This is a genomic window from Arthrobacter ramosus (genome assembly GCF_039535095.1).
Taxonomy (GTDB): Bacteria; Actinomycetota; Actinomycetes; order Actinomycetales; family Micrococcaceae; genus Arthrobacter; species Arthrobacter ramosus.
Genome location: NZ_BAAAWN010000001.1, coordinates 1,047,508 through 1,059,613, shown reverse-complemented (window position 1 = coordinate 1,059,613; position 12,106 = coordinate 1,047,508). Strand labels below are relative to the sequence as shown.

The window sequence follows — 12,106 nt, the reverse complement described above, 5'->3', positions numbered from 1 at the left end:
ATCTTCAAAATCATCCATTTTAGCTATCAATCCTAAGTGAATCATGCATTGGAATCATCACTTCTGCTCACCCTACTGTGGAAAGGTGAGTACAAGCGCAGCATCCACGAGCCCCGCAGAGTCCGATTGGGAAGGCCATCTGAAGGGCTCCACTGCCTACCGGCGGATCCTGGCCGGCCTGGCCCTCGCCGGTGTGGCCACCTTCGCGCAGCTGTACTCCACCCAAGCCGTCCTGCCACTCATGGCAAACGAGCTGCACATCACGGCGGCAGAGGCAGCGCTCACCATCTCCTTGGCCACGGTAGGCCTCGCGGCAACAGTGTTGCCCTGGTCCTTCGTCGCCGACAAGATCGGCCGCGTGCGTGCGATGGCCATCGGAATCGCGGCAGCCACCGTCCTGGGCCTGCTCGTCCCCCTGGCCCCCACCTTTCCCCTGGTCCTCGCTTTGAGGGCGCTGGAGGGCATGGCCCTCGGCGGTATTCCGGCGATCGCCATCGCGTACTTGAATGAGGAAGTGAACAAAGTGCACGCTGCGCTGGCCGCCGGCAGCTACGTAGCCGGCACCACCCTCGGCGGACTTGCCGGGCGCTTGCTCGCGGGACCCATCGGTGAATTGTGGGGTTGGCGGGCCGCCGCCTTCGCAGTCTCCATCCTTGCGACGGCATCGGCCGCACTGTTCCTGCTGCTGGTCCCGAAACCGCGCCGCTTCACACCAAGTTCCGCTGGAGGTTTCCGCGGGGCCATGAAGACGTTGGCGGGCCATTCTTCCAATCCACGGCTGCTGGCCCTCTATGTTCAAGCGTTCTTGTTGATGGGTGGCTTCGTGGCCGTCTACAACTACCTCGGATTCCGCCTCCATGCGGCGCCCTTCGGACTGCCCGCCACCGTGGTCAGCCTGATTTTCCTCGCCTATTTGTCCGGTACCGTGAGCTCCCGCTGGGGAGCCGGATTGTCCATGCGCTTCGGCCGCCGCACGGTCATGCTCGCCGGAATCGCGACCATGACGGCCGGCCTTGGACTCACCCTGTGGGACAACATCGCCGCGGTTCTGGCGGGCTTGGTTGTCTTCACCGGCGGCTTCTTCGCCGCGCACAGCATCGGAGCAGGCTGGACCGGGACCATCGCGACGAGCGGCCGCGCGCAAGCAGCGTCGTTGTACAACCTCTCCTACTACCTGGGTTCCAGCATTATTGGCTGGGCCGGCGGACTCGCCTTCCAGGCTTTCGGCTGGACCGCACTCGCCTGGACGGTCATCGCACTGGGGTGCACGACGGCGGTGATCACCGCCGTCGTGCACCGATCCCCCGCGCGCCAGGCCGCCGTCGTCGGCTCCTTGGAACCGGCACGTCAGGGAAAGTAGCAGGCGCTAACGGGTCGACTCGATTGCCTGGATCAGGTCATCGACGATGTCAGCCGGATCTTCCAAACCAATGGAAAGCCTGAGCATGCGCGCCTGGGGCTTGGCCTCCGGGGCCACCGGGCGGTGGGTCAATCCGGCGGGGTGTTGGATGAGCGTGTCGATTCCGCCCAGAGACACCGCATGCGTGATGAGGCGGACCGCGCCGGGAATCCGCTCGGCATGCTCGGCCGATTCAAGGTCGAAAGAGATCAACGAGCCCGGGCCGCTCATCTGCGTACCTACCAAATGCAGGGGATCGCACTCGGGAAGCCCCGGGTAGTACACCTTGGCCACGAGTTCGTGGCCTGCGAGCGCTGCCGCGATCTTGTGGGCGTGGTCCTGCTGGGCACGTACCCGGATGGGAAGAGTCGCGAGGCCCCTGTGCAACAGGTAGGCGGGCCACGGAGTCAGGATGCCCCCGGTCACGGCACGGACCCGGCGCAGCCGCGTTGCCCACTCCGCACTCGTTGCCACCACGCCGCCCATGGCATCGCCGTGGCCGCCCAGGAATTTCGTGGCACTGTGGAGCACCATCGCGACGCCGTGCTTGAGTGGCTGCTGGAGGATCGGCGTCGCGAAAGTATTGTCAACGAGAACCGGAACGTCTCCGGCGTCGGCCACGAGGCGGTTAAGGTCCACAAGGTCCAGGCTCGGGTTCGCGGGGGTTTCCACCACTACCAGGCCCGTGTCCGGGCTAAGGGCATCCCGCACGCCGTCGGCCTTGACGAAGGTGACCTGGTTGCCAAGCAGGCCGCTGGCCAGAACGTGGTCCGTGCCGCCGTAGAGTGGCCGCACCGCAACCACATGTGCCTTGCCTTCTGATTGGGCGGCGAGCAGCACTGCGCTGAAGGCGGCCATCCCTGAGGCAAAACCGACAGCTTGGGCTGCCCCTTCGAGCGCCGCTACGCCGTCTTCGAACCTGGCTACCGTAGGATTCCATAGACGCTGGTACACCGTGCTCTGACCCTCGAGGGGCACGCCGCCCGTGGCCATCTGCTCGTAGGCGAGGCCGCCGTCGTGAACAGAAGGCAAAGGCGCAGTAGTTGAAAGGTCGATGGGAACGGCGTGCACGCCCTGTTCCGTGAGTCCTGTCCGGCCCGCGTGGACTGCGAGTGTATCTATGGCTGTCACTGCTCTCCTTGAATTATTCACCGTTGAATTCGGTCAGTATCTGGCAATAATTCGGAGATTGACAGTGCAAATGAATGGATTGAGTGGAAACTGGCACCTATGATGAATAGACAGCACTTTCAGGAGGATCCGTGACCACCACCCCGAAGAACCTTCGGCCCGTCGGCATCAGCGAGCCCTTGGATGCGATCGACGAACGCATCCTCGCGGCCTTGGTTGACGATGCCCGGATCTCCAACAAGCAGCTGGCAGAACTGGTCGGAATTGCTCCGTCGACGGCGCTTATGCGTACGCGGTCGCTCTCCGAACGCGGCATTATCGAGGGTTTCGAAGCTGTGCTCAGCCTCCCTGCGATCGGCCGATCGGTCCAGGCCCTGATCGCCGTGCGCCTGCGCGCACATGACCGCGACCAGATCGACCGCTTTACGGCCCGGGTTCCCGCCCTCCCTGCAGTGATCTCCACGTTCCATACTTCGGGCTCCGTGGACTACCTGCTGCACATCGCCGTAGCCAACACCGACGACCTCCGCGACTGGGTCCTGGACAACCTCGCCACGGACCCCGTGGTGGGCCATACCGAGACCACTTTGGTCTTTGCCCACATCCAGGGCAACCACGGGCCGCTGCCGGAATAGCGGTTGACTTCGCGAGTGATTCTGCCGTCGCTCGACGCGGCTCGACTCAGTGGCGTGGCTCGAGTCCCGAGTGAGCGGCCCCAATGGCGTCCTGGCGCAAATCACCGAGTTCCTGCCGGCGCGTGAGCGCCGCTCGCCGCATGGCCAGGTCGACCGGAGGAATGTAGCGCCTGCGCTCGGCCCACGAAACCAGGCTGGCTCCGATTCCGGCGGCTGCCGACTCGAGCATGGAGGGCCGGCGGTATGTGCCGCATGATGCGGTGGCAGTGCTCATGACTCTTTCCCTTCGGTTGCTGCTGCGTGCGACTTGGCGTCGCGGGATTTCTTGTCTCCGGCCCACGCCGGGACGCCCAGGATGGGGAATGCGTTGAAATGGATCTGCACGGGGCGGGCATCGTCCGCCTCGGGTTCGCTCCGGATTTCCTCCAGCAGATTGCGGGCGAAGGCTTCCATGGCGTGGGCGTAGCGTCCGAGCTGCTCGGCTGACATCCGGGCGTTGGCGGTGTTGACGATGGCAGCGTCGAGCCAGTCTTCGTCCAAGGAGTCCATGCCGTGAGCCATGAAGTCCGCGAGGACAGCCTGCCTGCTCCGTTCGAACTCGCGCGTGACTAGCCTCGATGCCTCCTGCGTTGCCGGCGAATGGGCCAACTCGGGCGAAGTGATCTGGATGGCTCCCCTGGGCCGCTCCCACCACCGCTCCCGTGCTGTCCCCTTGCCTGGGACTTCGTGGACGAAGTCGAACTTGGCGAGTTGCCGAAGGTGGTAGCTCGTAGCGCCACTGGATTCGTCGAGGAGTTCGGCCAGGCTGCAGGCGGTCTGTGGCCCATAACGGGACAGCATCTCAAGGATTTGAACGCGCAAGGGGTGCGCGAGCGCTTTGAGGGACGCCGTATCGACCTTGCGGACGGGGAATTCCGGCTCTTGAACCTTCTCCATGCCGGAAACGCTACTCTTGCAAAGAAACCTTTGCAATACTTTCTTTGCAAATCAATCTTTGCAAACTTGGGCTTGTCAGACGAACAGCCAGTCAGCCCTTGCGGAGCACCCTGCGGAAGGAGATGACGGCGAGCACAGCAGCTGCCAGCCCACACACCACAGTGAAATAGCTGGCAGCGGCGCCCAGCCCGATGGCCGAGGCGGCCAGGCCCAACCCGATGACCGGCACAGCGCTGCCAAGGTAGGTGAGGACGTAGACGGTGCTGATGATCTGGGCGTGCCGGGACGCTTCCACCTTGCTGGCAACGTCGTTGAACACCAGGCGGAAGGCGATCCCCTGCCCTACACCGGCGGACAGGCTCGCTGCCACCAGCAGCACCGGGCTGGACAGGGATGCCGCCGCTCCGACCAGCACAATGGAAACTCCCAGGACCGCCAGTCCAGCGGGCACGGCGAAACGGCCGCGGACCTTCAGCAATTGACTGAGCGCGGACGCTCCGAGCGTGAGCCCGGCGAGCAGCCCGGTCATGGGGCGGGAATCGGCATGTACGACGACGGCGAAGTAGCCGGGCGCGAGCGAAAGGCAGAATCCGAACACGGCAAAGCTGAGGAAACCCACGCTTGAGGCCAGCCAAAACGCTCCCCTGGCTTCCCGCGATACGGAGGGCCGGCGTGGGGCGAGCACCGTGTAGGGACGAGGGCCTTCGGCAGGCCGAATCGCCGGGCGTGCCTTGAGAAGCCACAGCGGGACCAACAAAAGGAGGAGGACGGCCGCGTGAATGAAGAACGGCGTTGACGTGGCACCCGGGAGCAGCGAAAGCAGTCCACCGATGGCAGGACCGGCGGCCACCCCTCCGGAGGAAGACAGCAAAGTGAAACGGGAAGCCCACTCGGGCCGGGACGGAAGCAATTCACGCAAAGCCGCAGAGCTCGCTCCGGTAGCAAGGCCCACGGCAACGCCCTGGAGCATCCGGCCGGCCGAGAGCATCAAGAGGTTGTCAGCGTTGGCGAAAACCAGGCCGCCCATCAAGCCCACGAGGACTGCCAGTACCAGCGCCGCACGCCTGCCGATATGGTCCGACCAGTGGCCGGCGAGCATCAGCACCGCCACGAGTGCCAGGACGTAGCTTGCAAAGGCAATGGTCACGCCGAGTGAAGTGATTCCCAGTTCCGCCTGAAGCAGCGGATACAGCGGGCTCGCCAAGTTGGCACCGACCAGCAGTGTGAACATGACGGCGCCGGCCAGGCCCAGCCTTGCCGTGGTGGAAGCATCCCAGCCCCAGCGCCCGGCGGTGGCCTGGCGCATGCGCAGTTCGCTAAAGACAGTCATTTCCGTGCCTTCGCCTCAGCGGCCATCACGGAACCTGGCCTTGTGGGCCGGGACTGGACGGCCCAAAATATTGATGGCAATAGGATGTCGCAGGCCTGCCAGATAGATCAGATGTCCGTGAAAGAATTGATCAGAACAGTCAAAATTGACGTCCACCGATGACCACAAATGAGCTGGAGTGATGATTTGAACACCCTCGATCCGACGGACCTGAAGATCCTGCTCGAGTTGATCCGTGATCCCAGGGTTCAGATCGGTGAACTTAGCGAGTCTCTGGGGATTGCGCGCAACACCGCCCAATCGAGGATGCGCCGCCTGGTCCGCTCGGGCGTATTGAACGACGGCGGCCGTGAGGTCGACCTCGAAAAGGTGGGGTACGACGTCGTCGGCTTCGTGACGTTGGAGGTGACCCACCGGGAACTCGACGGCGTGATCGGAGCCCTGCGCCGTATCCCGCAGGTCCTTGAGGTGCATGAAATTTCCGGGCGAGGCGATCTCTTATGCCGGGTGGTGGCCACCGACACGCACAACCTGCAAACGGCGCTTCGCTCCATCCTCAGAACCAAAGGCGTCATCCGCACGGAGACGGTCCTTGCCTTGCACACCCATATCCCCTACCGGACAGAGCCGCTCATCAGCAGGCTCGTGGACGCCGCCGAGACCGCCGGCGCCACGAAACGGGTCAAAACGCAGGTTTCCACTGATTCGCCGGTCAGGGAAGCCGACTAGGATTCCAGAATGGATTGGCTCTCTTCCCTTCAGCACCTCAACTGGCTGGCGATACTCCTGGCGTTCATTTCCAGCATGGTCATCGGATTTGTCTGGTACATGCCGGCGGTCCTCGGGAGACGGTGGATGCAGGCTATTGGCAAGACCGAGGAAGACCTCAAGAAGATCGACGGCGGCGCAGGAATCTGGATCCCCATGATGGTGGCCGCAGCTCTTACGAGCATCCTGTTGGCCGTCCTCATCGGCAAGCTGGGCGTGCAGGGAAGCCTGCACGCCGGTTTCTTTGCGCTAGTGATTGCGGTCGTCTTCCGCGTCGGCGGCCACGTCATCCACAACGGTTTCGCGGGCCGGCCGTCCGCCGTGACCCTCATCGACTCCGGCCATGACATCGTGGCCATGACAGTCGCCGGGTCAATCCTCGGGGCGTTGCAATAACGGGAGGAGAATAACCTCGTGACCATCATTGACAATGCCGTCTATGTGAACGGTATCCGGACCGCCACTCCGGGAAGCCTCGAGCAAAGCGTCGAAACACTGGCCGCCCACGGCGGAATGGTGTGGATTGGACTGTATCGGCCCGACGAGACGGAAATGGCTGCAGTGGCCGCCGAGTTCGGCCTCCACTTGCTCGCAGTCGAGGACGCCGTCAACGCCCACCAGCGGCCCAAGCTGGAACGCTACGACAACAACCTCTTCACAGTCCTCCGGCCGGCGCGGTACGTAGATGCTACGGAGACCGTGGAGTTCGGTGAGCTTCATATCTTCACGGGGAGGAACTTCGTGGTCACGGTCCGGCACGCGGAGACACCCGGGGTGGCCAAGGTCCGTCGCGATCTAGAACAACAACCGGAGCTGCTGCGCCATGGTCCCGAAGCCGTCCTGTACGCGCTGTTGGACCGGGTAGTGGACGACTACGGCCCTGTGATCTCGGGGCTGGAGAACGACATCGACGAGATCGAGGACCAGCTCTTCGGCGGCGATCCCCTGGTTTCGCGGCGCATCTATGAACTCGCCCGCGAGGTCATCCAGTTCCAGCGCGCAATCAACCCACTCCCGGAGATGATGGCCTCCTTGAAGCGCGGGTTCGAGAAATACGGAGTCGACATCGAACTGCAGCGCAAACTCCGCGATGTGGAGGACCACGTCGAACAAGTCATCTCCCGTGCCAATGGGTTCCGCGACCTGCTCCAAAACGCCCTGACCCTCGACGGGACCCTGACCGCGAACCGGCAAAACGAGGCGAGTGCGGCACAAAACGAACAAACCAAGAAGATCTCCTCGTGGGCCGCGATCTTCTTTGCACCCGCATTCGTTACAGGGCTCTACGGCATGAACTTCGACATCATGCCCGAGCTCCATTGGCCATTCGGCTATCCCATGGCGCTCGGAATGATGGTTGCCGCGGGCTTTATCATGTATGTCATTTTCAAGCGGAAGAACTGGCTCTAGTGTTCCTTGCCTCCGCTGGGCGACGCCCCGACGCGTCCGATCTCATAGCGGAAATCATCGCCGACGCCGAGGCTTCCGGTTTCATCCTGGAGCCGGCCCAGGCCGCGGCCGCCGCCCGGCTCTGCCAGCTCGGCGAGTCCATTTCCGTCCGCCGTAAGGGACTCCTACGACGGCGGACGCCGCGTAGCGTCTACCTTCACGGTCCGGTGGGACGCGGTAAAAGCTGGCTCATGGACAGCTTTTACCGTCAGTTGCCGGGGCGGAAAAGGCGCATCCATTTCCATGATTTCTTCCGTCAGCTGCATCGGGGTGTGCACGCTTCGGCCGGGAGGCCTGAGGCGGATGGCACGGCCATCCAGCGCTCGGTGGATGCCTTGCTGTCCGGCGTCGACATCCTGTGTTTCGACGAATTCCACGTGCACGATGTGGGTGACGGAGTGTTCATCGCCAAGCTGCTCCGGACCGCGGCCCAACGGCGAGTCCCGCTCGTGGTGACGTCGAACTATCCACCGGATAAGTTGTTACCGAACCCTCTGTGGCACGATCTTTTCGTGCCGACCATCGGGGTGATCAAGGAGATGATGGACATCATGGAGATCGACGGAGACACTGATTTCCGGCGTTCGCCGGTTACTGGTTCCGCTGCGCCACGGCCCAGCGACTCCCCTGGTCTGGAGGCCTTCAGCAGGGGAAAGATCATTACTCCCGGAACGCCGGCGCAACTCGGAGCCTTCGGTTTGTTCCCGCCGGCGAAGTCACAAGAGCGGATCCTCACGCCCACGACGCAACGGCTCACCGTCAAAGCGGCTGACGACATGCTCTGGGTCAGTTTCACGGAATTGTGCGGCGGCCTCATGTCGACGGCGGACTACCTGGCGTTGGCGGAGGACTACGGAACCTGGGTGATCGACGGCGTACCCTCGCCAAGGCTCGAGTCGGCTGCCGGGTCCGCGCCGGCCTGGCAACGGTTCAGCAATGTCGTGGATGTCCTGTGCGACCAGGGCATCACGCTCTTCCTGGTGGGTCACGGCCCCTTGGACTGGGACCTGGCCCAGGATCCGGCCCACCGGACAAGCACCCAGCCCGTTGATCTGGCCAGAATTGCGAGCCGGCTGTCGCTCCTGGACCGGGTGGAAGCCTCGACGCCTTTTGAAGAAGTAGAGGCCGGGGGCAGCTGAACGTGTCTTCCACGCAGACACTGAGAGAAGCCGATCGTCGCCTCGTGGCAGCGTGGGCCGCGGACTGTGCTGAGCGAGTCCTGGTCTTGTTCGAGACGGAGGCCCCGACAGATGGCCGGCCACGTGATGCCATCGCGCGTACTCGGGCGTTTGCTCACGGTGAACTTGACGCCGCCGGTGAGATTCGCCGGCGCTTCGTTGCTGGGCGGGCCGCGCACGCCGTGAGTTCTCCTGCGGCTGTGGCGGCCGCGCGGGCGGCTGGACAAGCCGCCGGCGTCGCTCACATGGGCGCGCACGCTCTCGGCGCGGCCGCCTACGCCGCGAAAGCGGCCGGGCTGGCCGCTCCGGATCAGCCGACGGCCATCTCCGACGAGGTCTCCTGGCAACTCGAGCACATGAATGCTCAAGTGAGGGCGGCGCTTCAGCAGTTGCCGCCACTTGGTGAGGACGCCGCGGGCCCGCTCGGTTCCGGACTTCTCTCGTCGGGCCTTCTTGGGTCAATCATTCGGAAGATTCAGGCCGCTTTGGTCAGTGTCTCGCCACAGGAAGGTGTTCGGTAGGCGATCGGCTAACGGGACTGCTCAGCGGCTTTAGGCGCCCGGCCATGAGATTGCGATATGCCCTCCGCCCAGGCGGTGGCCCTGACTTCCCACCGGAGCCCACGAATGATTTCGACATGACTTGCGGGAAACGAATTGCAATCTGGGCATTGAGCGCCGCCCTTCTCTTCGGAAGCCCATGCAGACCTCATCGAAGTCGCTGCAGCACACTGTCTTCGCGCTGCGCCCGGCGGGCAAGTGGTCCGCTTGCACGACGTGGCCTACGAGGGCCGGGCTAACGCCGAACGACGACGCCGGGACCCCTTGTCGAATAAGGGGTCCCAGCGTCGGAGCAAAGGTTCGTCGTTATACGCGTGACCTGCCGCGGATGAAGTGGAAAATCAGCACGACGACGGCAACAACCAAAAGCAGGTGAATGAGCCCACCGCCGATGTTGCCGATAAAGCCGAGAAGCCAGAGAACGGCGATAATGATGGCTATCCAAAGCAACATGTGAGTCTCCCTCGTTTGTTTGCGTACCCAGGCCGGCGGCCTAGGGCATTCATTACTAAGTATACTTACTAATGAAGGTAAGTGGGTGGGTCAGTGCGGTTTTTCCATTTGGAAGCCGCACCGGCACCGCAGGACCCGGGCGCGGAGGTTAGTGGACAGGACACGCGCCCCGACTGGGACTTGGATGAACAGCTCCGGTAGGTGACCGAGGAGTAGCCGGCTGCAGGGCCGGACTCGATCAGGATGCCGGCCCAGGTCCGCGCCGGAGCGCCTATCGAAACGGTTACCGTGGTGTCGGCCGGCAGTTCCGCACCTTCCTTGAAAAACGCTATGCCGTCGGCGTCAATGTGAGGGCCGAAACCATAGTTGTAGCCGTTTCCCAATCCGGGGTACACCAACGGGCCGATGACCAGATCATCGGCAGGGTTTGGCGGGGGCTCTGTCGGGTTTGTGGACCTGGCCGCATCGCATCCCACCGACACACTGCCGCCGGGATGGAAGGCTGCGGAAGTGCTGGCCGCTGGGGTAGGCGTTCTGGTCGGCGCTCCTGTGGTGCTGTCCATCGGTGTTCTGTCGCAGCCTGCAAGCGACAGCGTCGCGACGAGAGCCGGGCAAATCATCGCGGCTCGTAGGCGGATCCCTCAACGCGACATCCCGTCGTTCGTTGGGACCCTCAGCCCTGCTCTTGATCCGAGAGGATGCGGAGTTCTTCCGGCCTCTCTGCCGGCGCCAGTGAAGATGCCAGAACCTCGCGGGCTCTCAAACGATTGCTCCGTCTGGCTGTCAGGACCAGTGCGGCAGCGCCTATCAGCACCGCCGCGACGACAACGCCAAGGACTGCCGGAATGCTGGACCAGAAGCCGGCCCCCGCGTTGTCGGACGGTACCTGTGCCGTCGGACCCGGGTTCTCGCCCTGCGGCTGGGCCGCCTGAGCTGTGGACTGGGGCGGCTGGAAGGCGTGGAGTACCTGGGACGGGAAGACAGCCACGGATTTGGCAGTTGTGTTGGTGACGATGAGGGACCCGTCGGGTTCGAGGGCGAGATGCCCTGGGTCCTGGCCCGCGGGCAGGCCGAGCGAAACGCTCGTTCCGCCAGGTCGGATGACGGATAAGCCGTTGGCCATGTAGAGGACGTAGACAGCTCCGTCCGAACCGACGGCGACTTCCTTCGGTCCCCCGGGCACCGCCACGCGGTAGGCGACCGCTGCGCCTCCGGGCTTGATCACGGCGACGTCGTTTGCCGTGATATTGGTGACGTACACGGTGCCGTCCGGCCCGACCGCGATCCCGTGCGGGTCGCTCGTCCGCCCGGGCGTGGAGCTGACCTGGATGGTGCGTGAGACCCTGCTCGCGCCGGCAGGGATCACCGAGACCGTCCCGTCATTCTGGTTGGTCACGTAGGCAGTGCCGTCCTTGGCGACGGCCACTTCCCTGGGATTCACTCCGACGATGATCTCGCGCGCCGGCGCGTCAGCTCCGGGCGGGATGACCGAGACCGTGCCAAGGTCGGGGTTAGGAACAAACACCGTCCCGTCCGGGGCCGCGGCGATGAGGTGGGCGCCCGGGGTGAGGGCAATCGTGCGCGTCACGCCGGAGGAGCCCTTCGGGATCACGCCGAGCTTCTCCTGCTGCTTGGCAGAGTCCCACCCTTCGACATACAAAGTGCCATCGGCGGATAGGGCCATTCCCGCCGCGCCGTAGCCGGTCGTCAGAGTCCGGGACGGCTTGTTCGCCCCCGCAGGGAGAACGTTCACCCCTCCGCCCCAGGAGTAGTCGCCGATATAGGCGGTGCCGTCTGCGTCCACGACCACGCAAAGCGGAGTTCCCCCGACGTCCACGACATCCCCCGACGCAATCGCAGGACCAGCACCAACCAACAGAATGCCGCCAACGGCGGCCACAGCTAGAACCCCGGAGAAACGCATACCCCTACCCCCAAAATCGATGGCACACCAAGAAAGCCTCAGAACGCAGCATACTGCCAGCGGGTTGCCCGCTCACGGACCGGCTGGCGGGCGTGACGGGGGCTTGTGGCGACGGAAGCCCGGCGTGCGGCGAGTCCGGCTTTCACCGGCGACTACCTGCGGCTGCCGCTCGCGACGACCCAGCAGGTAGACGCCGAAGGCGTAGCTGCCCGTGGCCACGGCGAAGAGCGAGGCCATGAACATCGAGCTGTAGTCCTCGCCGTAATTGAGGAAGCTGCCGCCATTGAAACCGGCTTCAAGGACAGAAACGAATCCCACGGCCGACGTTGTGAGAGCCGTACGG

At 63.9% G+C, this 12,106-nt stretch carries 14 protein-coding genes; 7 read left to right on the top strand and 7 right to left on the bottom strand.

The features are described 5' to 3' along the window. Positions 1 to 43: 43 nt before the first annotated feature. Complete coding sequence (locus ABD742_RS05070; RefSeq protein ID WP_372460877.1) at positions 44 to 1,360, top strand: MFS transporter; 1,317 nt, start codon at positions 44 to 46, stop codon at positions 1,358 to 1,360. Positions 1,361 to 1,366: 6 nt separating this feature from the next. Here the strand turns inward: ABD742_RS05070 and ABD742_RS05065 are convergent, their stop codons facing one another. Continuing rightward, positions 1,367 to 2,530, bottom strand: coding sequence for a trans-sulfuration enzyme family protein (locus ABD742_RS05065; RefSeq protein ID WP_234748445.1), 1,164 nt, complete (start codon positions 2,528 to 2,530; stop codon positions 1,367 to 1,369). A gap of 131 nt (positions 2,531 to 2,661) precedes the next feature. Between ABD742_RS05065 and ABD742_RS05060 the strand changes: the two genes are divergently transcribed. After that, entirely contained in the window at positions 2,662 to 3,165 is a 504-nt protein-coding gene (locus ABD742_RS05060; protein WP_234748448.1) for an Lrp/AsnC family transcriptional regulator, read from the top strand. A gap of 46 nt (positions 3,166 to 3,211) precedes the next feature. Here the strand turns inward: ABD742_RS05060 and ABD742_RS05055 are convergent, their stop codons facing one another. The 3 genes from ABD742_RS05055 to ABD742_RS05045 form a co-directional block, all read right to left on the bottom strand. Continuing rightward, on the bottom strand, positions 3,212 to 3,439 hold the full coding sequence (locus ABD742_RS05055) for a 2-nitropropane dioxygenase (protein WP_234748451.1): 228 nt from the start codon (positions 3,437 to 3,439) through the stop codon (positions 3,212 to 3,214). Then, a complete protein-coding gene (locus ABD742_RS05050; protein ID WP_234748454.1) occupies positions 3,436 to 4,101 on the bottom strand; it encodes an ArsR/SmtB family transcription factor in 666 nt (221 codons plus the stop codon). The genes ABD742_RS05055 and ABD742_RS05050 overlap by 4 nt, the downstream gene beginning before the upstream one ends. A 91-nt stretch (positions 4,102 to 4,192) precedes the next feature. Continuing rightward, positions 4,193 to 5,431: an MFS transporter gene (locus ABD742_RS05045; protein ID WP_234748457.1), complete on the bottom strand. Its 1,239-nt coding sequence runs from the start codon at positions 5,429 to 5,431 to the stop codon at positions 4,193 to 4,195. A 168-nt stretch (positions 5,432 to 5,599) separates the two neighbouring features. Here ABD742_RS05045 and ABD742_RS05040 point away from each other — a divergent pair, with 168 nt between their 5' ends. Genes ABD742_RS05040 through ABD742_RS05020 form a run of 5 tightly spaced genes read left to right on the top strand, consistent with a single transcriptional unit; the run spans position 5,600 to position 9,347 of the window. Beyond that, positions 5,600 to 6,160, top strand: coding sequence for an Lrp/AsnC family transcriptional regulator (locus ABD742_RS05040; RefSeq protein ID WP_234748460.1), 561 nt, complete (start codon positions 5,600 to 5,602; stop codon positions 6,158 to 6,160). Positions 6,161 to 6,169: 9 nt separating this feature from the next. Next, entirely contained in the window at positions 6,170 to 6,595 is a 426-nt protein-coding gene (locus tag ABD742_RS05035) for a DUF1761 domain-containing protein (RefSeq protein WP_234748462.1), read from the top strand. Positions 6,596 to 6,613: 18 nt separating this feature from the next. Further along, a complete protein-coding gene (corA, locus tag ABD742_RS05030; RefSeq protein ID WP_234748465.1) occupies positions 6,614 to 7,609 on the top strand; it encodes a magnesium/cobalt transporter CorA in 996 nt (331 codons plus the stop codon). Next, on the top strand, positions 7,609 to 8,787 hold the full coding sequence (gene zapE, locus ABD742_RS05025; RefSeq protein WP_234748468.1) for a cell division protein ZapE: 1,179 nt from the start codon (positions 7,609 to 7,611) through the stop codon (positions 8,785 to 8,787). The genes corA and zapE overlap by 1 nt, the downstream gene beginning before the upstream one ends. A gap of 2 nt (positions 8,788 to 8,789) precedes the next feature. Further along, positions 8,790 to 9,347 (top strand): putative immunity protein, encoded by a 558-nt coding sequence (locus tag ABD742_RS05020; RefSeq protein WP_234748470.1) that lies wholly within the window; start codon positions 8,790 to 8,792, stop codon positions 9,345 to 9,347. Positions 9,348 to 9,692: 345 nt separating this feature from the next. On the opposite strand, the gene ABD742_RS05015 is transcribed toward ABD742_RS05020, so the two are convergent. The 3 genes from ABD742_RS05015 to ABD742_RS05005 all read right to left on the bottom strand — a co-directional run bounded on the left by ABD742_RS05015 (position 9,693) and on the right by ABD742_RS05005 (position 12,081). Continuing rightward, positions 9,693 to 9,839 carry a lmo0937 family membrane protein gene (locus ABD742_RS05015; RefSeq protein WP_234748473.1) on the bottom strand — a complete coding sequence of 49 codons (147 nt, stop codon included), beginning with the start codon at positions 9,837 to 9,839 and terminating at the stop codon, positions 9,693 to 9,695. 673 nt (positions 9,840 to 10,512) lie between these two features. Beyond that, on the bottom strand, positions 10,513 to 11,763 hold the full coding sequence (locus tag ABD742_RS05010) for a Vgb family protein (protein WP_234748477.1): 1,251 nt from the start codon (positions 11,761 to 11,763) through the stop codon (positions 10,513 to 10,515). A 72-nt stretch (positions 11,764 to 11,835) separates the two neighbouring features. Beyond that, the gene (locus ABD742_RS05005; RefSeq protein ID WP_234748480.1) at positions 11,836 to 12,081 is read right to left on the bottom strand and encodes a hypothetical protein; all 246 of its coding nucleotides are present in this window, start codon (positions 12,079 to 12,081) and stop codon (positions 11,836 to 11,838) included. Between the last annotated feature and the right edge of the window lie 25 nt (positions 12,082 to 12,106).